Origin of the sequence: Plantactinospora endophytica (assembly GCF_016862915.1) — a bacterium.
Lineage (GTDB): Bacteria > Actinomycetota > Actinomycetes > Mycobacteriales > Micromonosporaceae > Plantactinospora > Plantactinospora endophytica.
This window is the reverse complement of sequence record NZ_BONW01000012.1, coordinates 33,196-58,239: the sequence shown is the minus strand read 5'-3', so window position 1 is coordinate 58,239 and position 25,044 is coordinate 33,196. Positions and strand designations below refer to the sequence as shown.

Genomic DNA, 25,044 nt, shown 5'->3' with positions numbered 1-25,044 from the left:
GGACCAGGCGAAACACCGAGTAAACACCGATCGTCGCCCGAGGCGACAGGGCGAGCCGTCGTCGCGCCGGCCCACAGACCCGACAGCAGCGAAACCGGATCCGGCGGCACATCCGGCAGTAGCGAACCGGACCCGGCAGGATCGGGAATCAGGCGGGGACGAAGGGCGGAGCGCGGCCGGGGAACGAAAAGCCGGGGAACGAAAATCGGGGCGCGGCCGACAAGCCGCGCCCCGATGCTCCCAGGCCCTCCCCGGCCGGTGCGGTAGGGCATTGCCGTGCGACCTTCGGACCGACCGGACGTGAACTGGCTGTTCCCGTCGGGCCGTTGTCTACTGGCCGCCTGCACCACCCTGCCCGAGCACCGGTAACCGCAGCCGGTTCGCGCCGCCCCGCCGACCCCCGCCCGCTGGACCTGGCCGTTGCGACGAACCAAAACATGTCGCTCGGCCAGCGGACGAAGGGACGAAGCGAACAACAGCCGCTTCCCGTTGTAGGACTCAAAGACGGTACGTGGTACCCCCCGGGCACTGTCAACCGCCCCCCGGCCAGTCGTCGGAGTTCGATGCGGCGTGTCGGAGCCGCCGCGCCGTACCGACACCGGCGCCGGAAGATCAGCACAGTGGTAGCGGCCGGCGGAATCAGTCGGCCAGCAGGTGCCGGCGCAGCAACCCGGCCGCCGCCACCGGATGCGGCTGCGCCAACAGGCCCGCCGCCGCCAGCACGTACGTGACGTCGACCACTGTCCGGGCCGACCTCGGCAGCGGCCAGCCACCGGCGTGGTCGGTCAGCACCCCGTCGAGCATCCCGGCAGCCGCTTCCGGCCCGGCGTGCCGGAGCACCCCGCCGGAACCGACCAGCAGCCGCACGTCGCGCAGGTCCCGGGCCGGCTGCCCGGCCGCCCCGCCGCCCCGGGCGTGCCGGCGCACCGCGACCACCGCCGCCAGGGCGGCGATCCGCCGCTCGGCGACCCGTTCCGGCTCCTGGACCACCAGCCGGCCCGGTTCGGCGGCCAGCGTCGCCGCCACGGCCTCCAACGGCCCCTCCTCGCCCGGCGTCAGCAGCCGTTCGCCGACCGCCGCCCGGACCACCCCCGGCGCGCTCCACCGCATCCCGAGGTCGCCCTCCACGGTCCGGGCCCGCCACAACGTCCCGGCGGCCGGCCGCGCCGGGCCACCGGCCCGCTCGTCCGGCACCAGCACCGAATACACGTCCGTGGTCGCCCCGCCGACGTCCACCACCAGCAGGTCCCCGCCGAGCCGGTCGGCCAGCGCCGCCACCCCGGTCAGCACCGCGTCCGGGGTCGCCGCCCGGACCAGCCGGGCGAACCGGGGACCCCGGGACAGCCGCTTGCCGCCGATCACGTGCCGCAGGAACACCTCCCGGATCGCCGCCCGGGCCGGCTGCGCCGCCAGTACGCCGATCGACGGCAGGACGTTGCCGGCCACCGTCACCGGCACCCCGCGCCCGGCCAGCAGCTCCCGGACCGCCGGGGCGGCGACCGCGTTCCCGGCCACCACCACCGGCACCCGCCAGCGTGCCCGGGCCAGCCGGTCGGCGTTCGCGGTCAACACCTCGGCGTCACCGCCGTCGGTCCCGCCGACCAGCAACACCACGTCCGGCCGAGCCGCCCGCAACGCCGCCAGCCCCGCACGATCGAGCCGACCGGCACCGACGTGCACCACCCGGGCCCCGGCCGACAACCCGACCTGGTACCCGGCCCGCGCCGTGATCAGCTCCTCGTAACCGAGCACCGCCAGCCGCAGCCCGCCACCGGCCGACGAACAGACGTACCAGGGCACGGCGGCGGCACCGGACAGGCCGGCGGTCGCCTCGGCCACCGCCGCGTCGAGGCCGTGCAGCACGTCGGTACCGACAGTGGTCCGGCCGGCCGCCGCGCCCAGCAAGGTGCCGTCGGCGAGATCCACCACCGCCACCTTCGTCCAGGTGGAACCGACGTCGGCGCAGACCGCGTACGAGGTCACCGCTACCAGGGCCCGCCGTCGGTCGCCGCCGCCGGCTCGGCCGAGCCGGGGACCGGTCCGACAGCTCCGGCGGCGGTGGGGACCGGGATCACCACCGTGCCGACGGCGGTCACCGCCACCAGCGGCGGGTCCAGCACCTCGGCCGCCGACTCACCCCGGTCCGGCCGGCCCCGACACACCACCCGGCACTCGAATTCGAGGGTACGGCTGCGGCTGCCGACCCGGACCACCGTCGCCGCCACCTCCAGCACGTCACCGGCCCGTACCGGCGCCTGGAACCGCACCTCCGAGTAGCCGGCGAACAACCCCTCGTCACCGTCGGTCCGGATACACACCTCGGTCGCCACGTCACCGAACAACCCCAGCGCGTACGCCCCGTCGACCAGGTTCCCCGCGTAGTGCGCGTGCGCGTACGGCACGTAGCGGCGGTGCAGCACCGTCACCCCGAGCCGTGGATCCGTCGCCCCGCCCTGTCCGGTCATCCGTCCACCTCCACCGTCGCCCGCCCCGTTGACCGTTCCCGATCAGCCCGCGCCACCGGCGCGCCCGCCACCAGCCGGTGCACCAGATAGCTGGCCACCTCACCCGGCGTCGTACCCCGACCGAAGATCCGGTCCACTCCCAACTCGCCGGCCATCAACTCGTCGAACCGGGGACCACCGACCACCAACAGCGGACGTCGACCCGCCGGCATCGCCTCCCGGAACGCCGCCGACATCTCCCGGGTGTTGTGCAGGTGCGCGTCCCGCTGCGTCACCACCTGCGACACCAGCACCGCGTCCGCCCGCTCCGCCCGGGCCGCCGCCACCAGATCCGGCACGCTCACCTGGGCACCCAGGTTCGTCACCCGCAACTCCCGGTAGTACTCCAGGCCCTTCTCCCCGGCGATCCCCTTCACGTTCAGGATCGCGTCGATCCCGACCGTGTGCGCGTCGGTGCCGATACACGCCCCGACCACCGACAACTTGCGGCGCAGCCGCCGCCGGACCAGGGCGTTCACCTCCTTCGCCGACAACAGCGGATAGTCCCGCTCCACCACCCGCACCGCCGCCAGGTCCACCAGATGGTTCACCCGCCCGTAGACGACGAAGAAGGTGAAGCCGTCACCCATCTGCCGGGCGTGCACCAGCATCGCCGGCTCCAGCCCCATCTTCGCCGCCAACTGCAGCGCCGCCCCCTCGGCCCGCTTGTCGTGCGGCACCGGCAGGGTGAACGACACCTGCACCATCCCGTCCCCGGTCGCGTCCCCGTACGGCCGCACCACCGGCCCGCCGCCCACGTCGACCCCCGGCGCCTCGGCACCGCGCCGCCCGGTCGTCCGCCCCGCGCTCACGATCCCGCCTCCAGCAGCTCCGTCGCCGGGTTGTAGTAGTCGTCGGCGTGCACGGCCACCCCGTCCAGGCCCCGGCCCCGGTCCGCCGGCCGCCGGGTGATCCCGAACGTGCCGTCCGCGATCGCCGGCAACAGCCCGCCGTCGACGATCCGCTCCAGCAGCGTCACCGCCTCGCCGAGCACCGTCGTCGCCCGCCGCTGGATGAACCCGCCCGGCGCCGGTACGAAGTCCTCGTGCAGCCCGCCCGCCGCACCGAGGACGTACCGGACGTTCTGCAGGGCGATGTCCCGGTCCGACAGCCACGGCGTCACCACCGCCTCCGTCATCATCCCGACCAGCAGGATGCCCTGCCCGGTCATCGTCCCCACCAGGTTGAAGAAGCCGTCGAGCAGATTGCCCCGGAACACGTCCCCGGTCATGTGCCGGGTCGGCGGCATCCACTTCAGCGGCGCGTCCGGAAACAACTCCCGGGCCAGCAGCGCGTGCGCCAACTCCAGCCGGAACGACTCCGGCAGATCCGGATCGATCTCGAACGCGTGCCCCAGCCCCAACTGCGCGTCCGGCAACCCCGCCTCGTGCGCGAAGTACTCGTTGAGCAACTGCGACACCGTCACCGTGTGCGCCTCGTCAACCGCGTCCGCCGTCGTCAGGTAGTTGTCCTCACCGGTGTTGATCACGATCCCGGCCCGGGCGTGCACCTGCCGGGAGAACCGCTGGTCCACGAAGGTCCGCACCGGATTGATGTCCCGGAACAGAATCCCGTACATCGAGTCGTTGAGCATCATGTCCAGCCGCTCCAGCCCGGCCAGCACCGCCATCTCCGGCATACACAACCCGGAGGCGTAGTTGGTCAACCGCACGTACCGGCCCAACTCCTTCGACGAGTCGTCCAACGCCGCCCGCATCAGCCGGAAGTTCTCCTGCGTCGCGTACGTGCCGGCGAACCCCTCCCGGGTCGCCCCCTCCGGCACGTAGTCCAGCAACGACTGCCCCGTCGACCGGATCACCGCGATCACGTCCGCACCGGCCCGGGCCGCCGCCTGCGCCTGCGGAATGTCCTCGTAGATGTCACCGGTCGCCACGATCAGATAGATCCACGGCCGCTGCGCGGGATCGCCGTGCCGACGTACCAGCCGATCCCGCTCCGCCCGACGGCGGTCGATCCGGCGCAGACCCACGCCGACCGCCCGCCGCGCCGCCGCCCGGGCCGACCGCGCCGCCCGGCCCGCCGGCACCTCGAACCGGACCGACCCGGCCGCCGCCTTCTGCGCCAGCAGCGTCAACGCCACCCCGACGTCCGCACCCGCCGGCACCGGCGCACCCAGCTCCCGGGCCAGCGCGTCGAAGACCGGCGCCGCCACCCCGTGCGTAAGACCGACCTCGGCGACGACCGCGTCGACCAGCCGGTTCACCCACGGAATCCCGTCCGGATCCGCCCCGGACACCCCGGCCAGCCGCAACACCGCCCGCTCCACCGACACCGTCGTATGGCCCCGGGCCAACTCCACCACCGGCTGCCCGGCCCGGCGGGCCAACTCCCGCGCCCGGGCCACCAGCACCGGATCCAGGGCCAGTTTGCCGCCCGACCCGCTAACCGGCGACATCGCCGACCCCCCACCGTTTCCTCACGACGCGTCCTCCCCGTCGTAGATCACCGCACCGCGCAGCACCGTACGGCGACACGTCGGCAACGGCGTCGGATCGTCCGGCCCCCGCTCCTCCGCACTCGCCGACACCAGCACCGGCAGCCCACCGTCGTCCACCCCGGCCGGCGTCGACCAGACCGCGAACGTCGCCGCCGCCCCCGGCACCAGCATCCCCTCGGTCAGCCGCGGATCCCGGCCACCCGCGCCCGCCGGCACCGCCAGCCAGCCACCCCGGGTGTGCGCCGCGAACGCCGCCCGCACACTCATCCGCTGCACCGGATTGAAGTGCGCCACCGCCGCCCGCACCGAACCCCACGGATCCAGCGGCGTCACCGGCGAATCCGAACCGAACGCCAACGTCACCCCGACCCCGTGCATCGCACCCATCGGATTCGACTCCAACGATCGCCGCAGCCCCAGCCGGGACGCGTACATCCGCTGCTCGCCGCCCCACAGCCGGTCGAACGCCGGCTGCATGCTCGCCACGATCCCGTACTCGACGAAGCCGGCGATCAGCCGCTTGTTCATGATCTCGGCATGCTCGACCCGGTGCCGCGCCGCCCGCAGCCGCTCCACCCCGAGCACCTCCGCCGCACCGGCGAACCCGGACACCACCGTGTCGACCGCCGCGTCCCCGATCGCGTGGAAACCGCCCTGCATCCCGTGCTCCGCACAGTCCAACAGGTGGTCCCGGACCTGCGCCGACGTCAGGTAGCCGTGCCCGCACGCCCCCGGCTCACCGTCGTCGTACGGCACCGACACGTGCGCCGTACGCGCACCCAACGCCCCGTCGGCGAACAGGTCACCGCCGGCGCCGGCCGCACCCAGCGCACGGGCCCGCTCCGCACCCATCAGCTCGCCCCAGTAGCCGTACACCTCCGGGCCGTCGACACCGGACAGCGCCAGCACGGCCGTGAAGTCCGCCTCGCTGGAGATCTCCGGGCCGCCGCACTCGTGCACCGCCGCGATACCCAGCGACGCCGCCCGGCGCAACGCCACCCGCTGCGCCGCCCGACGCTGCGCCTCGGTCACCGAACCCAGCGCCAGCTCCCGCACCACGTGGTGGGCGTCCCGGCGCAGCCACCCCGACGCGTCGAAACCCGGCACTCCGGTCGCCTCCGGCGCCGCCGCCAGCAGCGCCGACGAGCAGAGCGCGGAATGGATCGACGCCTGGGACAGGTACACCCGCCGGCCACCGGCCGCCCGGTCCAGCTCCGCCGCGTCCGGCACCCGCCGGTCCGACCAGGCCGACTCGTCCCAGCCGTGCCCCAGCACCACCGCATCGGCCGGCAACTCGGCCGCGAACCCGGCCACCGCCGCACAGACGTCGGCGGCCGACCGCGCCCCGGACAGGTCCAGACCGGACAGCGCCAGCCCGGTGTCGGTGGCGTGCACGTGCGCGTCCACGAACGCCGGAGTCACCAGGGCGCCGTCCAACTCCACCACCCGGTCGGCGGTCGGAGCGTCGGCGTCGACGCCGAGCCAGTCGATCCGGCCGTCCCGGACCAGCAGCGCGGTGGCCCGCGGATCGGCCGGGCAGTACAACCGGCCGCCACGGTAGAGAATCGAGGGGTTCGTCATGACGTCAGTCTGCCGCGAGCCGGTCGGTGAACAGCGCCCGCACTCCGGGCACCGTACGCAGCAACGACATCGCGTACTCGGCATGCCCCGGCAGGTAGCCGTTGCCGATCAGCATCGTCACGTCGGCGGCCAGCCCCTCCGCGCCGAGCGCGGCCGCGGCGAAACTCGTCGCCATGGAGAAGAAGACCACCGTACCGCCGTCGGCGGTGGCCAGGATCGCCCCGTGCTCGCAGCCGGGGACGTCGACGCAGACGACGGTGACGTCCGCCGGCCCGCCCAGTGCGCCGGTCACCGCCGCCGCCAACGCCACCGGATCCCGGGCGTCGGCGAGTACCACCTCGTCGGCGAGTCCGGCGGCGACCAGCCGGTCCCGTTCGGCCGGTACCGGCACCACACCGACGGTCCGGGCCGCGCCGGCCTGCCGGGCCGCGGCCAGGGCCAGCGACCCGCTCTTGCCCGCCCCGCCGAGCACCGCCACCGTCGGCGCGGCGGCCGCGCGGTCCGCGTAGCTCCGCACGGTCCGGGCGGTCAGCGCCGGGGCGCCGCAGACGTCCAGCACCGCCAGGCTGAGCCGGGGGTCCAGGTCGTCCGGGAGTACGGCGACGATCGAGCGGCCGAACAGGATCGCGTGCCCGTCGCACGGCACCTGTTCGGACCGGCCGTCCCAGCCGGCCAGCTCGTCGGAGATCGCCAGCGGAGTCAGGGTCAGCGACACCAGCGTCGCCACCCGATCACCCGGCCGGACCGACAGTGGTGACTCCGGACCGACCTCGGCCACCGTGCCGACCAGCATCCCGCCGGAGCCGGTGACCGGATTGTGCATCTTGCCGCGCTCGCGGATGATCCCCAGCACCTCGGCCCGGACCGCCGCACCGTCCCCGGCGTGCTTCTCCGACAACTGCCGGAAGCTCGCCGCGTCCAGGTTCAGCCGCTCCACCCGGATCCGGACCTCGTCGGCGGCGATCTCACCCCGGGCGTCCAGCCGGTACGCCGCCTGCGGCAGTACGCCGACCGGCTCGACCACCCGACCGAGCCCGACCGCCGACGTTCCCGCCACACCTTCCGGCGTCGTCCCCACCCGCTGCCTCCTCCCGACCGCCCGTCCGGCGACGCATCAACACGCACGCCCACCATGAACAGGAAAACTTACGGCAGGATATTTCCTAGACGGGAAATCTTCCAGTAGCGTTCGAGGTCGAGGCCCACCGGCCCCGCCGAAACCCACCGGCACCCGCATCTGGAGGAGGCGTCGTGACCCAGGTCGAACCGGCAACCGCCGTGCTCGCCCCCCGCAACCCCACCGGCCCGGCGCACCCCGCCACACCGGAACAGCCGCCCGCCGCCGGCCAGCCCTACGAATACCGTCGCCGGGCCCTGGTCGAACCCGACTGGACCCGCTTCCCCGGCTGGCGCCAGGTGACCCGCGAACAGTGGGAATCCGCCCAGTGGCAGCGCGCCAACTGCGTCAAGAACGTCAAACAGCTCCGGGCCGTACTCGGCGACACCGTCGACGACGACTGCTACGCCGACCTCACCGCCGACCAGGCCACCCAGGCCACCATGTCGATGCTGGTCCCGCCCCAGATGCTCAACACGATGGTGCCGGACGGCCCGCCCAGCACCGACACCTTCCGGGCCGACCCGATCCGCCGCTACATGCTGCCGCTCGTCACCGACCGACGCACCGACTGGCCTTCGCACCCCTACGCCACCCGCGACTCACTGCACGAACACGACATGTGGGTCGCCGAAGGGCTCACCCACCGCTACCCCACCAAAGTCCTCGCCGAACTGCTCTCCACCTGCCCGCAGTACTGCGGGCACTGCACCCGGATGGACCTCGTCGGCAACTCCACCCCGACCGTCGACAAGCTCCGACTCAGCCTCAAACCCGTCGACCGGTACGACGCACACATCGACTACCTGCGCGCCCACCCCGGCGTACGGGACGTGGTGGTCTCCGGCGGCGACGTCGCCAACGTCCCCTGGCGCAATCTCGAGTCGTACCTGATGCGGCTACTCGGCATCGAGACGATCCGGGACATCCGGCTCGCCACCAAGGCACTCGCCGGACTTCCCCAACACTGGCTCCAGCCGGAGGTGGTGGAGGGACTCGAACGGGTTGCCCGGACCGCCGCCCGACGCGGCGTCAACCTCGCCATCCACACCCACGTCAACCACGTCCAGTCGCTCACCCCGCTGGTCGCCCGGGCCGCCCAGACCGCACTGGAGGTCGGCGTCCGCGACGTACGCAACCAGGGCGTACTGATGCGTGGAGTCAACGCGACCGCCGCCGACCTGCTCGACCTCTGCTTCGCGCTACAGGGCGAGGCCGGAATCCTGCCGTACTACTTCTACATGTGCGACATGATCCCGAACGCCGAGCACTGGCGGGTGCCGGTCTGGCACGCCCAGCGGCTCCAGCACGACATGATGGGCTACCTGCCCGGCTACGCCACCCCACGGATCGTCTGCGACGTCCCGTTCGTCGGCAAGCGCTGGGTGCACATGGTCACCGAGTACGACCGCGAACGCGGCATCTCGTACTGGACCAAGAACTACCGTACGTCGATCGAGTCGGCCGACGAGACCGCCCTGGACCGGCGCTACGCCTACTACGACCCGATCGACACCCTGCCCGAGGCCGGCCGGGCCTGGTGGGCCCGGCACGGCTCCCAGGCCGTCGCCTGAGACGTTCGACCGTCAACGGCGGTCGAACGTCTCCTTGACGTTGCGGCCGGCTTCCTTGGCGTTGGAGCCGGCCTGCTTCGCCTTCGCCTGCATCTGCTCGGAGGCGCCCTCACCACGCATCTGCTCGTTGTCGGTGCGGTCGCCCATCCGTTCCTTGGCGGCGCCCTTCAACTCCTCCGCCTTGTTGCGCATCTTGTCCATGGCACTCATGTCGCACTCCTCACCTCGATGGCTCCGCTCGCGGCGGCTGCCCCGCACGTGACTTGCCCGACGAGCCTGTGATGAAACCTGCCTAATCGTCATGTCTGATCTGCAAGCGGTCATATCGCCGCAGGTCACGCCAGCCTCGGCCCTCGGCCCGGCGACGCTTTCGGCACCCGCTTCCGTCCCCTCGGCCCCGCCTGCCGGCCCCTCGGCCCGTCGGACTGCCAACCGAGCTACCTCCGCCTGAAGCCACCGAGCAAAGGCGGCCGGGCCGCGTTCGCCGTCGTGCGTCCCGGCCCTGCCGCCCTGCCTCTGTCGACCCACTGCTCAGGTTGATCTTGTCGAGCGGGTGCGGTAGTCGGTGCCGGCACTGTCGTTGTACGCCTGTGCCGGTGGGCACGTCGTGTAGCGCATCCTAGGATGCTAGCTTGAAGTCAACGAAAACGGCAGGCGGGCAGCAGTCGGTGACCGGCTCTTGTCGCTGTGCAACACCCGCGAGTGGGACGGCTCGGACAGCGACGACAGCCGGGACGGTCACCGGCCGTACCTGGTCAACGGGCCGCTGTTGCGGTTCAGTTCGGCGGCGTACCTGCCTGGGGGCCGTCCCCCAGCACCGGTGCGGGGGCACCTGGCAGGGCCGCCGCCAGCCGGGAGACGGCGTCCAGGAAGGCGCGCGGCTCGGTACCGGGTGCCCAGCCGGCGACGATCACCCGGAGAACGTCGCCGCGTACCCGCACGAACTCCGACATGTCGCCCTGGCTACGGAACTGCCACCAGCCGGCACCGAACCGCCGCAAGTCCAGCAATGCCGCGCGAACCGGCGCGGTGAGCAGGGCTGCGGCGGTCGGATCCGAGTCGGCACCCACCCTCAGGGAACGATCGAACCGCCCGTCCCGGTCCGGTCCGTCCGGCAGAGACGGATTGGCGGCCGAGCGAATCTGGTAGCGCAACCGCTGCCCCACCGCCAGCTCGGGCCGAGCCCGGTCGAGCCGGACCAGCGCGACGGAGTACCGGCCACCTTCTTCACGGGTGTCCACACAGCACAGCACCGCAGCGCGCCGGGCGGCGTACTCGCCCTCGATCGTGACCACCACCCGTTGACCGGGATGGTTCCGCAGATCGAGTTCACGGGCCAGCGCCATGCCGGGCTCGGCCGGCACCGTCCAACCGTTGCGGGCCGCCCAACCGGACACCTCGGTCACCAGATACTGCTCGTCGTCCTGCTGCCGACGCGTTTCCGCCTCGGTCCAGAGCCACACCACTCCCAGCACCACGGCAGTACTGGCGACCGTGACGATCACCGTCAGGACGACGCTCCGATCCACCGCCGTACCTCCCGCCCGCTCGACCGGCCGCCCGGGGGCCGCCTCGGCGAAGGACACCGCCGGCGCCGGGAGACCTCGCGGTATTCGAGCAACCCGGTCTCCGGACCCGGGACCGCGCGACCGGCGCCATCGCGCCCAGTCTCCCATCGATGCCCGCCACCGCCTACCGGCCGGATTGGCGTCCCTGGCCAACACCGGCATCGCCACCCACACCGGATCTCCCGATGCCGTCGCGGGCCTGGTCGAGCGGGGGCTGGGGTTGCCGCCGACCTCCGGTGCCGGAGGCCGGCGTTCGGGCCGGTGCACGTCGAATCAGCGGCGGGCGACCGTGCCGTACCGGCCCCCGGAACAGGACACCCGGGTGATGCCGGACCAGGTGTTCAGGCCCCGGCTCGTCGCGGTCCCGATGCCGCCATTGGTGTGGCGGTCGATGTCGAGCCGCCGCGCGCCGTCGTCCGTCCGGATCACGGACGATCCCTCGTGTCCGGCATCCACGGCGACACGCTGCGAGGCAACGCTCGCGACGTGTGTCCAAAGCTTCCGATAACCCTTCGGACAACTACTAGACATCGAAAATCTTCTATGAGAAGGTGGCGGCCCGGTACGGGGAGTGCGGGTCGGAGCCTCATCCCGGCCGCGACGCCCGCCGCGAACCGATTGGAGAGCGTGATGGTCACACGAAGGACCGTGCTCGGCGGTGCCGGCGCAGTCGCGGGCGCGGTGACCAGTCTGCTGGGCGGTGGCACCGCGCGGGCGGACGCCACCATCACCGTCACCCCCGCCGCAGACTTCGGTGCCTGGGAGGGCTGGGGTACCTCGCTGGCCTGGTGGGCCAACGTCTTCGGCAACCGGGACGACTTCGCCGACATCTTCTTCACCACCAGGTCGGTGGCGTACAACGGAACCACGCTGCCCGGACTCGGCCTCACCATCGCCCGCTACAACCTGGGCGCCTGTAGTTGGAACTCGGTCGACGGCGCCACCATGGCGGCCTCGCCCAACATCCCCGCGTTCAAGCAGATCGAGGGCTTCTGGCAGGACTGGCGCAACACCGACCCGACCTCCTCGGCGTGGAACTGGAACGCCGACGCCAACCAGCGGGCGGCCCTGGTGAAGGCCACCCAGCGGGGCGCGATCAGCGAACTGTTCGCCAACTCCCCGATGTGGTGGATGTGCCTCAACCACAACCCGTCCGGTGCGGCCGGTGGCGGCAACAACCTCCAGTCCTGGAACTACGCACAGCACGCGCACCACCTGGCGGTGACCGCCCGCCGCGCGCGGGATACCTGGGGGGTGAACTTCCGGACGGTCGACCCGTTCAACGAGCCGTCGTCGAACTGGTGGACCGCGACGGGTACCCAGGAGGGCTGCCACATCGACGCGGGCATCCAGCGCACGGTCCTGGCCCACCTGCGCACCGCGCTCGACAACCAGGGGCTTCCCGGCGTCGCGGTCTCGGCCTCCGACGAGACCAGCTACGACCTCGCCCGCACCACCTGGAACAGCTTCGACGCCGCGACCAGGGCGGTGGTCCGCCAGGTGAACGTGCACGGCTACCAGGGCAGCGGTGGCCGGCGCGACCTGCTCTACAACGACGTCCGCGCGGCCGGCAAGGTGCTCTGGAACTCGGAGACCGGCGACAGCGACGGCACCGGCATCACCATGGCCAAGAACCTGTGCCTCGACTGGACCTGGCTGCACCCCACCGCCTGGGTCTACTGGCAGGTGATGGACCCGAGCGCGGGGTGGGCGGCCATCGCGTACAACCCTGGCACGCGTACGCCCGGGGCGGTCCAGCCGAAGTACTACGTACTGGCGCAGTTCACCCGGCACATCCGGGCGGGCATGCGGATCCTCAACACCGGCAACGGCAGCGCGGTGGCCGCCTACGACCGGGCCGCCCGGCGCCTGGTCATCGTCGCGGTCAACGCCGGCGCGGCGCAGACCCTGACGTTCGACCTGTCCGCCTTCGGCACGGTCACCGGCGGCGTGGCCCGCTGGACCACCGTCCCGGCCGGCAGCGACCGCTACACCCGCCGCGCCGACGTCCGGCTCGACGGCAAGTCGGTGAGCCTCGCGTTCCCCGCCGCCTCGGTGCAGACCCTCGAAATCGACGGGGTGAGCGCATGATCGGATTCCCTGGCTGACCATCCCGCCTCGTCGGCTGCCCGTTGGGGCGCCGGACGCCGCGCGCCTGTCGTCCCCGGCGGAGCCCCGCCGAGTTGTGTGGAAACGGCGCGGACGATCCGATCGGGGCTGCGGGCCGGGGCGACCTCGGAGTGTGGCCGGGCCGGGCCGGGCCGGCCGGACGACGCGCTCGGCCGCGTGGCGCCTGCCGCAGGTCTCGGCGGACCGGCTCGGGCGCAAGCCGGGCAAAGCCGGGTGTTCTGGATAACACTTGGAGTCGGGGATTGCTCGGCCCGGTCGGTACGGCGGTACCGTATCTCCGTGCCGACAGCCCGTCGGCCGGCACGTGACCAGCACGCATCCGGGGCGGTCGACGACCCGTGGATCGCGTACCCGCAGCGCGCCGGACAGGTCCGGGGTGCTGTCCGGCCGCCCGGTGACGGGGACCGGTCCGGGTCTGGCGCCGTGATCAAGTCGGAAAGGCTGGCCCGGGGTGTGACGCGATGGCGATGACGGTGCGGAGACGACGGGCTGGCGGGGCGAGGCGGGCCGCCGTACTGGAAGCCGTCGCAGGAGTGCTCGCCGCTCGCGGGTACGAGCACACCCGGTTCACGGACGTCTCGGCGGCCAGCGGCGTCGCGATCAGCACGCTGCAGAACTACTTCGGTTCACGCGAGGACATGGTCATCGAGGCCATGGAGGTCTTCACCGACCGGGAGGTGGCGGCCCTGGCCACGGTGGCCACCGCCGAGACCGATCCGTGGCGTCGACTTGTCGCGATGGTGGACCGGAGTCTGCACAACTCCGAGACCACCCGGCAGGTCCTCGTCGAGTTCTGGAGATCCGCGATGCGGGACGACGACCTCCGCGAGTACAGCGCGGAGGTGCAGGCGCGTTACCGGGCACCGTTCCTGGCCGCCGTACGGGAAGGCGGTGAACGGGGTGAGTTCACCCTGCGCCACGACGCCGAGGCCGTGACACAGCTCCTGCTCTCGGCTCTGGCCGGGCTGATCATCTCGCGTGTCCAGCACCATCCCACCCCGTCACCCGCCGAGTTCCGCGACGTCCTGCTGACCCAGCTCCGGCTGATGTTGGGCGTCGAGGGCTGACCGTCAGATACCCGAGGGATCGAGGAGCCATGACCACCGTCGAGATCACCCGTTTCCGCGCGCCCGCAGCACGTGCCGAGACTCTGCTGGCCACCCGGCCGGCGATGCTGCGCGACTTCGAGACCGACCGCACCGGCTTCCTCGGCGCGCGACTGATCCGGCTGACCGAGGACGTCTGGCTGGACATCGTCTTCTGGCGCTCGCCCGAGGACTTCGCCGAGTCCCGGCGTCGGGGCGGCGACCGCCCCGGCATCCAGGCGTTCTTCTCGCTGATCGACGAGGTGATCAGCGTCGAGGAGGGCACCACGACCGAACCGGTGGGTGCGTGATGCGCGCGGCGTGGTACGACCGGCAGGGTCCGGCGCGCGAGGTGCTCCAGGTCGGTGAGTTGCCCGATCCGTCGCCGGGCGACGGCGAGGTCCGGGTCCGGGTGTCCGTCTCCGGAATCCACGTCGGCGACCTGGGCAAACGGCAGGGCTGGTGGGGGTCGACCATGTCGTACCCCCGGGTCGTCCCGCACGGCGACGGCGCCGGGACGATCGACGCCGTCGGCCCCGGTGTCGACCCAGGGCGGGTCGGCGAACGGGTCTGGGTCTACCTGGCGCAGTCGTACCGCCCGTTCGGCACCGCCGCCGAGTACACGGTGGTGCCCGCCGCGCACGCCGTGACGCTGCCCGCCGACGTGCCGTACGAACAGGCGGCCGGACTCGGCATCCCGGGCATCACCGCGCACCGGGCGATCTTCGCCGACGGGCCGGTGACCGGTCAGCGGGTACTCGTCACCGGAGCCCTCGGCGCGGTCGGCCGGGCCGGGTTGGCGGTGGCCCGCCGGGGCGGCGCCACCGTGATCGCGACGGTACGCACCCCCGACCAGGTCGACGCGGTGCTGGCCGCAGGCGCGCACCACGCCGTCGACACCTCCGGCGGGGACGTGGCCGCGCGGATCCTCGAACACACCGGTGGAGAACCGATCGACCGGGTGGCCGAGTTGGCCTTCGACGCCAACCTTGCGACCAACCTGGAAGTCCTCCGGTACGGCGGTGTGATCGCCACCTACGCCACCGGTGAGGCGGAGCCGCGCATCCCGTACTGGCCGCTCGGCTTCAAGAACATCACGGTCCGGTTCCTCAGCAACGACGACTTCCCGGAGCCGGCGAACGAGGCCGCCGCGACCGAACTGACCGCCGCTCTGGTCGCCGGTGACCTGCGCTACCCGATCGCCGCCCGGCTGCCGTTGGCGGAGATCGCCCAGGCACACGAACTGGCCGAACGGAGCGCGGCCAGGGGCCGGGTCGTACTCGACATCGACGGAAACCCGCGATGACGAACCTGGGCACCGGTGCGGCCGGGAACACCGGAACGGCCACGATCTGGGCAGCCGGTTTCCGCACCGCGGTACTCGATCCCTACCAGCAGGTCCGGTTCAACGAACCCCGTGGCTTCGCCGACCAGACCGTACGTCAGGTGCTGCACCTGGCCGGCGGTGGCGAGGCGCTCCGGGTACGCCTGACGAACCGCTACGGGCGTACCCCGTTGACCATCGGGGCCGCGACGGTCGCCGTCGGTGACCGGCGGGCGGCGCTCACCTTCGACGGCGCCGGCCGGTACGTCGTCCCGGCCGGCGAGGAGGTGGTCACCGACCCGGTCGACCTCCCCGTTGCCGCCGGCACGGACCTGCTGCTCAGCCTCTACCTCCCGGAGAAGACCGGCCTGGCCACCTACTCCCACCTGCCGGCGGAGGTCGCCCGGACAGTCGACGGGAACCAGGTCACGTCTCCGGCACTCCCCCGGGCCGAACGGGTGGAGGGCAGGTTCTTCCTGTCCGGCGTCGACGTGCTCGCCCCGCGCGACACCGCGATCGCGGTGGCCTTCGGCGACTCCTGGTTCGAGGGAGTCGGCACCACGACCAGCGCTAATCGTCGCTCCGTCGACTTCCTCAACCGGCGCCTAGATCGAGGTTGGGTCGTCAACCAGGGCATGGCCGGAAACCGTCTGCTGCGCGACGGGGCCGGGGAACACGCGCTGGCACGGTTCGACCGCGACGTCCTCTCGATCCCCGCCCTGACCCACGTACTGGTGCATCTCGGCATCAACGACATCGGTCTGCCCGGCATACTGGGCGAGCCGCCGACCACCGCCGACGCCCTCGTCGAGGGCTTCGGCACGCTGGCCGACCGCGCCCACCGGGCCGGCCTGCGGATCCTCCTCGCCACCATCGGTCCGTTCGCGGGCGCCGGCCCGGAAATCGGTACCCCGGAGGGCCTTGCAGTCCGGCGCGAGGTGAACGACTGGATCCGGACGACCGACGCCGTCGACGCCGTTTTCGACGTGGCCCGAGCGGTCGCGGACCCGCATGACCCCGACCGCATCCACCCCGCACTCGACAGCGGCGACGGCATCCACCTGAACGACAGGGGCGCCCAGGTGATGGCCGACGCCGTCGACCTGGCCGACCTCGCGCTCTAGGGACCGCCTGTCGGCGGACGGCCGAGCGCGTGACCACCCGGATCGCAGTCTTCGGCGCGGGCTCCTGGGCACCGCAGACATCCCGGGCCGACCGGCAATGCCGTTGGACGCCGGGCATCCGTGTGGCAGGCTCCCGGCGGGAGGACGACAATGCTCGGCTATCCGGACATCGCGGAGCTGTTGACACTGCAGGCGAGGGCATACGAACTGCTGATGTGGCTCGACCGGGCCTCCGTCGACAACCCCGGACTGCTCTCGGTCGACGCCGCGACACGCCTCGCGCGTCCGGGTACCGCCGCCGCCTGGGTCGCGGAGCACCGCGCCGAACTGCCGGCCGAACTCGCGGCACTCGACCCGCACGGCCCGTTCGCAAACCTGCTGTCGTCGTTCTTCTCGACCTCGTTCCGGGTCGAACACCTGGAGTTCGACAACCGCCTCGTCTCGGCACGCATCGTGCTGTACGCGGCCGAAGGCCCGACCGACCGCACCGCACTCGGTCGGACCCAGGCCCTCGCGGTCAAGCACCTGGCCGCCTCGCAGCGGCTCCCGATGACCGAGGCACAGGCCAGGGACCTCGTCCGAGGCCGCCGGGAGCTGCGCGACGCGGTGCTGTTGTGGACCTATGTCTGGGAGCTGGACCGGCGGGCCCGCAACAAGGGCAAGGGACCGGTGGTCCACCAGATCTGGCGGAGCATCCCGTGGGAGCGGAAACGCGCGCTCACCGTGGACCAGGTCTGGGCGGCACGGCAACAACTGCTCGACGCCGCCCGCGAGCTGGTGAGCGCCACCTGATTCGGCGAGAGGCCGAGGTCGGCGTCATCCCGGGCGTGGGTCGACGCCGCCGGTCGGGGACGTCCGTCGTACGCTGCGTCTCGCAGCAGCGTCAACGCGGCGAGAACGCGTCGCGGAGGTGGCGGGCGAACGGCCGGTCCGGGCCGGACGGAGAGGAGGCTGAGGTGACCGGGACGGCGGTGGCCGAGGTGTTGGCCGAGCTGGCGGCGCTCGAGGACCCGAAGGCACGCAGGGTGAACGAGAAGCACGGTGACGACCACGGGGTGAACCTCGGCAAGCTGCGCGCGATCGCGAAACGGCTGAAGACGCAGCAGGAACTCGCGCGCCAGCTCTGGAAGACCGACGACACCGCGGCGAGACTGCTGGCGATCCTGGTCAGCCGGCCGAAGGCGTACACGCGTGCCGAGTTGGACGCCATGCTGCGCGAGGCACGCGCCCCCAAGGTGCACGACTGGCTCGTGAACTACGTGGTGAAGAAGAACCCGCACTCCGAAGAGCTGCGGCTGGCCTGGTTTGCCGACCCGGACCCGGTGGTGGCGAGCGCCGGCTGGGCGCTCACCACCGAACGCGTGGCCAAGCAGCCCGAGGGCCTCGACCTCGCGGGACTGCTCGACGTCATCGAGGCGGAGATGAAGGCCGCCCCGGACCGCCTGCAGTGGGCGATGAACCACTGCCTGGCCCAGATCGGGATCGAGCACGCCGTGCACCGCGCCCGCGCGATCGACATCGGCGAGCGGCTGGAGGTGCTGAAGGACTACCCGACTCCGCCCGGCTGCACGTCCCCGTTCGCGCCCACCTGGATCACCGAGCTGGTGCGCCGCCAGCAGGAGAGGTAGCCGCGCGCTGGCGGACTCCGCGCCCGGAGAACCGCCGATCGTCGCCGGCAGCGGTCGAGACGTCGGCCGCATCGGTCGGAAGGTCGGCCGCGTCCCCGGAGTCGACGGCCGTACCTGGCGCTAGCAGCGCATCAGGTTGAGGAAGTCGGCGGCGGCCGGGAACGGGGCGTCCGGGGCGAACCCGCCGAGGTAGACGACGGCCTCCTCGTCCTGACCGTAGGAGAAACCGTCGAGGGCTGGGCCGACCACGAGGATGTTGCCGCCACGCCGCCAGGCGGCGTAGCGCCACGAGTACCGGCCGATGCCCTGGCGCCGGCCCTCGGTCCGGACGTCGCACTCCGGTGGACCGAGCCGTTCGGCGAACCGGTCGACGGCGGCGTCGAGGTGCGCGTCGAACTCCTCCCGGCCGGCGCCCCGCTGACTGGACCAGCCGGGCAGCGAGCCCCAGAAGTCCTCCGGCCACAGCTCTCCGCCCACCGAGTAGGAGTGCGCGAACGGGAGGTAGAGGCAGTCGTCGCCGTAGCCGACGTGACCGGCGGCGGTGACGAAGCGGGCCTCGTCGACCGGTACGTCGTCGTCGGACCAGCCGAGGTCACGCAGTGCCCGGTCGACGGTGCCGGGATCGTCCCAGGGCAGCTCGGCCAACCCGACGATCTGGCCGGCCAGCTCCGGATCGATCGCGCAGCCGGCGACATAGCTGCTCTCGACGATCGTCCCGTCCTCGTCGATCTCGGGTGGGTGATCTTCCGACACGGCCCGGGATTCTTCCAGACGCTGGTGAGGCGGCCCGGCCAGGACACCCGTCGTGGCGGGCGGCTACGGAGCGAGGGTCACGTCGACCGGCACAACCAGCGAACCGGGTTCGACGGGAGGTGGCACGACCATCCCGGCGGAGACCGGCGTGTGTGCCAAGGCTCCGAGCCGACCAGCGGCGTGCCCGGCTACCAGCAGCGGTACGAGGCGGAGAACGCCGCCGTCTTTCGGGCCAACCGGTTCGGCAACTCCAGCGCCTCCGCAGGCGCGTACGTCGGCCAGATCGACGACACCGGCGATCCGCGTACCACCAGTTGGGTCGACTTCGTGGTGAACGTGCCGACCGCCCGGGCGTACACCATGCGGATCGGCTACGCCAACGCCACCGGAGCCACCGCGACGCACGGGCTCGCGTACAACGGCGGGGCGTGGTCCACGGTGAGCTATCCGCCGACCGGCGCGTGGGGCCAGTTCGGTGCGACGGTCAGTAGCACGGTCAACCTGCGGGCCGGGTACAACGTCATCCGGCTCGCCAAGGGCGCACCGTCGTTCGGCTGCGGCACCGGGTACGCCGAACTCGACTACATCGAACTGACCTGACACTGCGGGGTACGGGGCCGCGCCGGTCGGCAGCCCCGTACCCCTACCTCGTCAGCGTCGGACGCGCAGGTCGAGCCAGACCAGCCGGTGATCGGAGCTGGGGAACGGGAACGTCCCGGTCAGCCGGGACAGCGGATCCCCGGCCACCGGCCAGAACACGCCGCCGCCGCGTACGTCCAGCCCCGCCGACGGAAGCACGTAGTCGGCGCGCAGGTTGCCCGGCCCCGGCACGTCGGCGAAGTCGGCGGTGTCCTGGACCGGCGCGCTCCGGTGCGTGGTGTTGGCGCCGCCCTGCACGGCGCCGGCCTCGGCGGCGCCGGCGCTGGACGGCACGAACCGGTCGTCGATCCACCGGTGCTCCAGTAGTTGCTGTGCCGCACCCGGGATGCTGTCACCGTCGAAGGGGTCGGAGTTCAGGTCCCCGGCGATCACGAACTCCGCGCCGGGCCGCAGCCCGCCCCGCTGACCCCGGTCGTCGTAGATGTACCGGCCGCCGCCCGGCCGCACGTAGTCGGCCCAGAACCGGATCTCGTCGAAGTTGCGCCGCCCGTTGCGGTCCTCCGCACCGTCGAAGACCGGCGGCGTCGGGTGGCTGACCAGGAAGTGGACCGTCCGGCGACCGAGCTGGACCGGCAGGTCCCAGTGGCTCTTCGACGACAGCCGGACCGCCGCCAACTCCTCCCGGGAGTACCAGTCGGCCGGCGTGGCGGTCGCGGGGTCGTCGGGCAGCATCGCACCCGGCATGTCCTTCCAGAGGAACGTCTGGAAGGTACGGGCGTGCCGGGTGTCGATCGGGTAGCGGGAGTAGACCACCATGCCGTACTGGCCGGGGAAGGCGCCGAAGCCGAGCGCGTCGTCGCCGTACCCGGCCGCGCCCGGCTGGGTGACCACGGTGCCGTCGTTGTTCAGGTCGAAGCCGGAGGCGATCCCGGTGTTGCTCGGCGCGATGAACCGGTACGGGTACCGCACCGGCTTGGCGCCGTTCTGGCCGACCGACAGGTAGTTGTCCTGGAACAGCCGGGCGGCCACCGGGTCGAAGTCGAACTCGTTGATCAGCAGTACGTCCGGCCGGCTGCGCTGCACGATCTCGGCGATCGTCCGGGCCTGCGTGTTGCCCGGGGTGGAAAGGTCGGACCGGAGCGCCCCGTCGGCACCACGGTTGAGGGAGGCGTTGAAGGTGGCGAACCGCACCTCGTCGCCGCGTTGCGCCAGGGCCGGCGACGCGACGGCGGGAAGCCCGGCGACGGTGACGGCGGCGGCGAGCGCTCCCGCGCGGACCGCCAGCCAGCCGGCTCGCCTGGAACTGGGGGACATTGTTCCTCCTCGGCGTTTGATGTCGTCCGCGTGTCTATCGCCGGACACCGACGACGCGGTGGCGACGAGGTGAATAGTGCACGTCCCGCCACCCCGGCGGGCACCGCCGCCGCCCGGCCGTCCGCCCTCCCGCCCGGACATGACGATCCCCGACGGCTCGATCGCGGGCCGAGGGGTGACCCCGGATGGTGCGCCGTCGACGGGTGACGCGGTGTGCGCCGCCACTGATCGCGGTATCCGGTGAACCGTCCGGCCCGGTGTCCGTAGCCTTGGGCCGGTGGCAGCGGTGCGGGAGCGGATCAGGGCGGTTCTCGCCGGAGCGGTGGACTACGAATCCGGGCTGGACGCACTGACCGTTCTGCCGTCGGCCGAGGTCGACCCGGAGTTGGTCGCCACCGTGCACGAAACGTGCGCGCGGCTGTGGGGCGGCGGGTGGCAGCCGGCCGAGCTGCACCGGGTGGTCGCCCGGCGGGGCCGACCGGAGCACGCCGCGCTGGTGACCGACGCGGTCGCCGCGCACCTGCGGCGGTTTCCTCGGAACACGGTCGACGAGCGGTGGCTGGCGCAGGCGGACACGCTCGGCGCACAGGTCTGGTGGGCCGGGGACGCGACGTACCTCGACGAGGTCGCCGCCCGCTGGCGGCTCGACCGGGTGGCCGTACTCGACCTGGTGTTGAGTCTGCTCACCGTCCTGGCCACGCTTCCGCCGATCGAGGTGCTCGTCCCACCGCCGGGGACCGCCGCGCCCGCAGACCGGTCGGGTCCGGTCGGGCCGGCCGGGCTCGACAGAAGGCTGCCGGACCGGGTACGCGCCCTGCTGGCCAAGGCGGAGTCGACCACCTTCCCGGCCGAGGCGGAGGCGTACACCGCCAAGGCCCAGGAACTCGTCACCCGGCACAGCCTCGACGTGGCGCTGCTGGTCGCCCGCACCGCCGACCCGGTGGAGGTGGTACCCCTCGCCCGCCGGATCGGCGTGGACCACCCGTACGAGAAGGAGAAGGCCGCCCTGCTGGACGCCGTCGCCCGGGCCAACCGCTGTCACACGGTCTGGTCGCCGGAGTTGGCGTTCAGCACCGTCTTCGGCTTCGACGCCGACATCGACGCGGTCGACCTGCTCTACACCTCGCTGCTGGTGCAGGCGCACCGGGCGATGGCCCGGACCGAACCGCCCGGCGGCAAGGCCGGACGGGCCCGGCTGAAGGCGTTCCGGCAGTCCTTCCTGGTGGCGTTCTCGGTGCGGATCGACGAACGGCTCGCCGGCGCCGCCCGGGCCGCGACGGCGGAGGTGACCGGTCGGGGGAACGGAACCGGGGTGGTCGACCCGGCCGACCTGCTGCCGGTGCTGGCCTCCCGGGACGAGCAGGTCCGGGAGACCATGCGGCGGATCTTCCCGCGTACGGTCCGTACCCGGGGCAGCCGGGTGGACAGCCGCGAGGGCTGGGAGTCCGGCCAGCGGGCCGCCGACCGGGCGGCCCTGCCCGTCCGCGACCCCGCGCCGGGCGGACCGCCGGCCCGGGATCGCTAGCCGGCGAGCGGTGCGGACGCGTGCGCGCCGATCTCGGCCTCGCTCACCCGGGTCGGTTCGAGCACCCGGTGCAGGAACTCACGGGTACGGGCCTCGCGTGGCGAGCCGAAGACCTCCTCCGGCGGACCGGACTCGACGACCGTACCGCCGTCCATGAAGACCACCCGGGACGCGACCTCCCGGGCGAAGCTCATCTCGTGCGTGACGACCAGCATGGTCATGCCCTCGGCGGCGAGCGAACGCATCACCGCCAGCACCTCGCCGACCAGTTCCGGGTCGAGCGCGCTGGTCGGCTCGTCGAAGAGCATCAGCCGGGGGTCCATGGCCAGCGCACGGGCGATGGCGACCCGCTGCTGCTGCCCGCCGGAGAGCTGTGCGGGATAGGCGTCGGCCTTCTCGGCCAGGCCCACCCGGTGCAGGTTCTCCGTCGCGATCCGCTCCGCCTCGGCCCTGGACCGGTGGAGCACCCGGCGCTGCGCGATGGTGAGGTTGTCCCGTACCCGCAGGTGGCCGAAGAGGTTGAACTGTTGGAAGACCATGCCGATCCGGCGCCGTACGGCGTCGATGTCGCAGTCCGGGTCGGTGACCTCCACCCCGTCGACGTGCACCGAACCGCTGGACGGCTCTTCGAGCAGGTTGACGCAGCGCAGCAGGGTGGACTTGCCCGACCCGGACGGCCCGATCACGCAGACGACCTCGCCGGTCTCCACCGACAGGTCGATGCCGCGCAGCACCTCCAACCTGCCGAACGACTTGCGCAGGTCACGGATCTCGATCGCGGGCACCGCCGGTCACCTCTCCTTCGCGGACCGGCGTTCCAGCCACCGGACCAGTTGTGACAGCGGCAGCGTGATCGCCAGGTAGAGCAGGCCGGCGACCACCAGCGGGGTCGGGTTGACCTGGGTGTTGAGGGCGTCGCCGGCGAACTTCGTCAGCTCGATGGTGGTCGCGGTCACCCCCAGCACGTACGCCAGCGAGGTGTCCTTGGTGAGCAGGATGATCTCGTTGGTCAGCGGCGGGATGACGATCCGGAACGCCTGCGGCAGCACGATCGAGACCATCGCCCGGGGATGGGACATGCCGAGGGTACGGGCCGCCTCGAGCTGTCCCTTCGGCACGGCCTGGATCCCGGCCCGGATCGTCTCCGCCATGTAGGCGGCGGCGGTCGCGCCGAGGCCGACGGTGACCGCGCCGTACACGCCGCCGGGGATCTCCCGGTCGGGGAAGGCGAGCGGTACGCCGTAGCCGACCATGAACAGCACCAGCAGCGAGGGCAGTCCCCGGAACAGCTCGATGTAGCCGGTGGCGAACCAGCGGTACGGCCCGATGGACGAGAGTCGCATCAGGGCCAGCACCAGGCCGAGCGCCAACCCGAAGGCGAACGCCAGCAGCGTGTAGACGATGGTGTTGCGCAGTGCGACCGTGATCGCCTCGGGGAACATCTCCCCGGCGACGTCCGGCCGGAAGAACGAGTCGGCGAGCCGGCCCCAGTCGGCCGCCGCCACCACGGTGAGCAGTACGGCGGCGAAGACCAGGTAGCCGGCCAGTCGCCAGAACCGCTGCCGCTGCCGGCGGCCCAGCCGTCGCCGGGGAGGCGACAGGACCGGGGCCGGTCGAGCCTCGGCCCCGGTCGTCAGTGTCTCAGGATCTGCCATGCCTCCCCCAGATCACGCGGCGGTGACCACCGCGCGACGTCGTCGGGCCGGAGTCGGTCAGACGGTCGGCTTCGCACCGATCCACTTCTCGTAGATCTTGTCATAGCTGCCGTCGGCCCGGGCCTCGGCGAGGGCCTGGTTGATGGTCTCCAGCAGCTTCGGGTTGCCGCCCTTCTTGACCGCCAGACCGTACTGCTCGCCGGTGTCGAAGCCGCCGGCGACGACCGCCTTGCCGGGGTTCTTCGTGACGTACTCGTTCCAGACCGGCAGGTCGCCGACGGCCGCCTCGATCTGCCCGGTGACGAGCGCCTGCTGCGCGGCGGCCAGGTCCTTGTAGGAGACCACCTCGATCTTGAGGTTCTGCTGCTGGACCTGCTGCTTGACGTAGTCCTCTCCGGTGGTGGCGCCCTGCACCCCGAGCCGCTTGCCGACCAGGTCCGCGAGCGCCTTGTACGACTTCCCGACCGGCACCACCAGCGCCTGGGTGGCGTCGAAGTACGGCGCACTGAAGTCCAGCACCTGCTTGCGGGGCTCGGTGATGGTCATCCCGGCGGCGGCCACGTCGCATTTGCCGGAGTTGAGGTCGGCGCCGGACTTGATCCCCTCGAACGGGGTGTCGACGATCTCCTGCGTCACGCCGAGCTTCTTGGCGGCGAGGTCGACGATGTCGACGTCGAACCCGACCACCTTGCCGCTGGCGTCCTTGGACTGGAACGGCGAGTACGGCAGGTGGGTGCAGGTGGTGAGCTTGCCGGTCTTCACCAGTTGCACGCCGTCGGCGGTGGTACCGCCGGTGTCCTCCTTCGCGCAGCCGACCAGACCGGTGACCGCCAACACCGTACCCATGGCCAGCGCCGCACCACGGCGGGCACCTCGAAGCTTCGCCATCCGCGCATCCTCCCCAGTCGAGCAAAACATATCTTCCCCATAGGTTAAGCCACGATCCAGATGGCAAGAACCGCACGTCAGCCCGCACCGGCACCGGACACCAGGCGGACCTCCCGCACCGGCTCACCGGCGGCACGACCACGGACCGCCGGACACCGGGCGGACCTCCCCACCCGCTGGCCGGCGGCGCGCCAGCGGACCGCCGGACACGGCGCG

At 72.2% G+C, this 25,044-nt stretch carries 23 protein-coding genes and 1 pseudogene; 10 read left to right on the top strand and 14 right to left on the bottom strand.

From position 1 onward, the window contains the following. Positions 1 to 639: 639 nt before the first annotated feature. From Pen02_RS12385 to kdd, 6 genes and pseudogenes are all read right to left on the bottom strand, one after another. On the bottom strand, positions 640 to 1,983 hold the full coding sequence (locus Pen02_RS12385) for a glutamate mutase L (RefSeq protein WP_203866134.1): 1,344 nt from the start codon (positions 1,981 to 1,983) through the stop codon (positions 640 to 642). A gap of 83 nt (positions 1,984 to 2,066) precedes the next feature. Then, positions 2,067 to 2,465, bottom strand: a pseudogene (kal, locus tag Pen02_RS12380) (3-aminobutyryl-CoA ammonia lyase); the annotation flags it as partial. Continuing rightward, complete coding sequence (gene kamE / locus Pen02_RS12375; protein ID WP_275413570.1) at positions 2,462 to 3,262, bottom strand: lysine 5,6-aminomutase subunit beta; 801 nt, start codon at positions 3,260 to 3,262, stop codon at positions 2,462 to 2,464. The pseudogene kal and the gene kamE, both read right to left, overlap by 4 nt. 50 nt (positions 3,263 to 3,312) lie before the next feature. Beyond that, the gene (gene kamD / locus Pen02_RS12370; RefSeq protein ID WP_203866132.1) at positions 3,313 to 4,920 is read right to left on the bottom strand and encodes a lysine 5,6-aminomutase subunit alpha; all 1,608 of its coding nucleotides are present in this window, start codon (positions 4,918 to 4,920) and stop codon (positions 3,313 to 3,315) included. A gap of 21 nt (positions 4,921 to 4,941) precedes the next feature. Then, positions 4,942 to 6,543, bottom strand: a complete 1,602-nt coding sequence (locus tag Pen02_RS12365; protein ID WP_203866131.1) for an amidohydrolase — start codon at positions 6,541 to 6,543, stop codon at positions 4,942 to 4,944. A gap of 4 nt (positions 6,544 to 6,547) precedes the next feature. Then, entirely contained in the window at positions 6,548 to 7,621 is a 1,074-nt protein-coding gene (gene kdd, locus Pen02_RS12360; protein WP_452623659.1) for an L-erythro-3,5-diaminohexanoate dehydrogenase, read from the bottom strand. Between the two features lie 173 nt (positions 7,622 to 7,794). Here kdd and Pen02_RS12355 point away from each other — a divergent pair, with 173 nt between their 5' ends. Further along, positions 7,795 to 9,234, top strand: coding sequence for a KamA family radical SAM protein (locus Pen02_RS12355; protein WP_372445605.1), 1,440 nt, complete (start codon positions 7,795 to 7,797; stop codon positions 9,232 to 9,234). Positions 9,235 to 9,246: 12 nt separating this feature from the next. Here Pen02_RS12355 and Pen02_RS12350 read toward each other — a convergent pair whose 3' ends face one another. The 3 genes from Pen02_RS12350 to Pen02_RS12340 form a co-directional block, all read right to left on the bottom strand. Next, positions 9,247 to 9,444, bottom strand: coding sequence for a CsbD family protein (locus Pen02_RS12350; protein WP_203866130.1), 198 nt, complete (start codon positions 9,442 to 9,444; stop codon positions 9,247 to 9,249). A gap of 566 nt (positions 9,445 to 10,010) precedes the next feature. Then, positions 10,011 to 10,763, bottom strand: coding sequence for a hypothetical protein (locus Pen02_RS12345; RefSeq protein ID WP_203866129.1), 753 nt, complete (start codon positions 10,761 to 10,763; stop codon positions 10,011 to 10,013). Positions 10,764 to 11,075: 312 nt separating this feature from the next. Further along, positions 11,076 to 11,231, bottom strand: a complete 156-nt coding sequence (locus tag Pen02_RS12340; protein WP_203866128.1) for a hypothetical protein — start codon at positions 11,229 to 11,231, stop codon at positions 11,076 to 11,078. A 201-nt stretch (positions 11,232 to 11,432) separates the two neighbouring features. Between Pen02_RS12340 and Pen02_RS12335 the strand changes: the two genes are divergently transcribed. The 7 genes from Pen02_RS12335 (at position 11,433) to Pen02_RS12305 (ending at position 18,093) form a co-directional block, all read left to right on the top strand. After that, complete coding sequence (locus Pen02_RS12335) at positions 11,433 to 12,893, top strand: glycoside hydrolase (RefSeq protein WP_203866127.1); 1,461 nt, start codon at positions 11,433 to 11,435, stop codon at positions 12,891 to 12,893. Positions 12,894 to 13,393: 500 nt separating this feature from the next. Then, a complete protein-coding gene (locus Pen02_RS12330; protein ID WP_203866126.1) occupies positions 13,394 to 13,999 on the top strand; it encodes a TetR/AcrR family transcriptional regulator in 606 nt (201 codons plus the stop codon). Positions 14,000 to 14,028: 29 nt separating this feature from the next. Then, positions 14,029 to 14,328, top strand: a complete 300-nt coding sequence (locus Pen02_RS12325; protein WP_203866125.1) for a hypothetical protein — start codon at positions 14,029 to 14,031, stop codon at positions 14,326 to 14,328. Next, a complete protein-coding gene (locus tag Pen02_RS12320; protein ID WP_239140524.1) occupies positions 14,328 to 15,323 on the top strand; it encodes an NADPH:quinone reductase in 996 nt (331 codons plus the stop codon). The genes Pen02_RS12325 and Pen02_RS12320 overlap by 1 nt, the downstream gene beginning before the upstream one ends. Further along, positions 15,320 to 16,465 (top strand): GDSL-type esterase/lipase family protein, encoded by a 1,146-nt coding sequence (locus tag Pen02_RS12315; protein WP_203866123.1) that lies wholly within the window; start codon positions 15,320 to 15,322, stop codon positions 16,463 to 16,465. The genes Pen02_RS12320 and Pen02_RS12315 overlap by 4 nt, the downstream gene beginning before the upstream one ends. 150 nt (positions 16,466 to 16,615) lie before the next feature. Further along, complete coding sequence (locus tag Pen02_RS12310) at positions 16,616 to 17,257, top strand: hypothetical protein (protein ID WP_203866122.1); 642 nt, start codon at positions 16,616 to 16,618, stop codon at positions 17,255 to 17,257. Positions 17,258 to 17,421: 164 nt separating this feature from the next. Beyond that, positions 17,422 to 18,093 (top strand): DNA alkylation repair protein, encoded by a 672-nt coding sequence (locus Pen02_RS12305; RefSeq protein WP_239140522.1) that lies wholly within the window; start codon positions 17,422 to 17,424, stop codon positions 18,091 to 18,093. 120 nt (positions 18,094 to 18,213) lie between these two features. On the opposite strand, the gene Pen02_RS12300 is transcribed toward Pen02_RS12305, so the two are convergent. Next, on the bottom strand, positions 18,214 to 18,846 hold the full coding sequence (locus Pen02_RS12300; RefSeq protein WP_203866121.1) for a hypothetical protein: 633 nt from the start codon (positions 18,844 to 18,846) through the stop codon (positions 18,214 to 18,216). Positions 18,847 to 18,996: 150 nt separating this feature from the next. On the opposite strand from Pen02_RS12300, the gene Pen02_RS12295 reads away from it, so the two are divergent. Beyond that, positions 18,997 to 19,446 (top strand): carbohydrate-binding protein, encoded by a 450-nt coding sequence (locus Pen02_RS12295; protein WP_203866120.1) that lies wholly within the window; start codon positions 18,997 to 18,999, stop codon positions 19,444 to 19,446. Positions 19,447 to 19,497: 51 nt separating this feature from the next. On the opposite strand, the gene Pen02_RS12290 is transcribed toward Pen02_RS12295, so the two are convergent. Next, positions 19,498 to 20,760, bottom strand: a complete 1,263-nt coding sequence (locus Pen02_RS12290) for an endonuclease/exonuclease/phosphatase family protein (protein ID WP_203866119.1) — start codon at positions 20,758 to 20,760, stop codon at positions 19,498 to 19,500. 277 nt (positions 20,761 to 21,037) lie between these two features. Here Pen02_RS12290 and Pen02_RS12285 point away from each other — a divergent pair, with 277 nt between their 5' ends. Further along, on the top strand, positions 21,038 to 22,285 hold the full coding sequence (locus tag Pen02_RS12285) for a DUF2786 domain-containing protein (protein ID WP_239140519.1): 1,248 nt from the start codon (positions 21,038 to 21,040) through the stop codon (positions 22,283 to 22,285). Here Pen02_RS12285 and Pen02_RS12280 read toward each other — a convergent pair. The 3 genes from Pen02_RS12280 to Pen02_RS12270 are packed head-to-tail and all read right to left on the bottom strand — an operon-like array spanning position 22,282 to position 24,828. After that, the gene (locus Pen02_RS12280) at positions 22,282 to 23,070 is read right to left on the bottom strand and encodes an amino acid ABC transporter ATP-binding protein (RefSeq protein WP_203866118.1); all 789 of its coding nucleotides are present in this window, start codon (positions 23,068 to 23,070) and stop codon (positions 22,282 to 22,284) included. The genes Pen02_RS12285 and Pen02_RS12280 overlap by 4 nt on opposite strands. Before the next feature lie 6 nt (positions 23,071 to 23,076). After that, positions 23,077 to 23,940, bottom strand: a complete 864-nt coding sequence (locus tag Pen02_RS12275) for an amino acid ABC transporter permease (protein ID WP_203866117.1) — start codon at positions 23,938 to 23,940, stop codon at positions 23,077 to 23,079. A 57-nt stretch (positions 23,941 to 23,997) separates the two neighbouring features. Continuing rightward, positions 23,998 to 24,828 (bottom strand): basic amino acid ABC transporter substrate-binding protein, encoded by an 831-nt coding sequence (locus tag Pen02_RS12270; RefSeq protein ID WP_203866116.1) that lies wholly within the window; start codon positions 24,826 to 24,828, stop codon positions 23,998 to 24,000. Between the last annotated feature and the right edge of the window lie 216 nt (positions 24,829 to 25,044).

Bases quoted from the DNA above. Each gene is read 5' to 3' on its own strand.
- kamD (WP_203866132.1), bottom strand. From the start codon at position 4,920: ATGTCGCCGGTTAGCGGGTCGGGCGGCAAACTGGCCCTGGATCCGGTG.
- Pen02_RS12365 (WP_203866131.1), bottom strand. From the start codon at position 6,543: ATGACGAACCCCTCGATTCTCTACCGTGGCGGCCGGTTGTACTGCCCG.
- Pen02_RS12350 (WP_203866130.1), bottom strand. From the start codon at position 9,444: ATGAGTGCCATGGACAAGATGCGCAACAAGGCGGAGGAGTTGAAGGGC.
- Pen02_RS12335 (WP_203866127.1), top strand. From the start codon at position 11,433: ATGGTCACACGAAGGACCGTGCTCGGCGGTGCCGGCGCAGTCGCGGGC.
- Pen02_RS12330 (WP_203866126.1), top strand. From the start codon at position 13,394: ATGGCGATGACGGTGCGGAGACGACGGGCTGGCGGGGCGAGGCGGGCC.
- Pen02_RS12325 (WP_203866125.1), top strand. From the start codon at position 14,029: ATGACCACCGTCGAGATCACCCGTTTCCGCGCGCCCGCAGCACGTGCC.
- Pen02_RS12320 (WP_239140524.1), top strand. From the start codon at position 14,328: ATGCGCGCGGCGTGGTACGACCGGCAGGGTCCGGCGCGCGAGGTGCTC.
- Pen02_RS12315 (WP_203866123.1), top strand. From the start codon at position 15,320: ATGACGAACCTGGGCACCGGTGCGGCCGGGAACACCGGAACGGCCACG.
- Pen02_RS12310 (WP_203866122.1), top strand. From the start codon at position 16,616: ATGCTCGGCTATCCGGACATCGCGGAGCTGTTGACACTGCAGGCGAGG.
- Pen02_RS12290 (WP_203866119.1), bottom strand. From the start codon at position 20,760: ATGTCCCCCAGTTCCAGGCGAGCCGGCTGGCTGGCGGTCCGCGCGGGA.
- Pen02_RS12275 (WP_203866117.1), bottom strand. From the start codon at position 23,940: ATGGCAGATCCTGAGACACTGACGACCGGGGCCGAGGCTCGACCGGCC.
- Pen02_RS12270 (WP_203866116.1), bottom strand. From the start codon at position 24,828: ATGGCGAAGCTTCGAGGTGCCCGCCGTGGTGCGGCGCTGGCCATGGGT.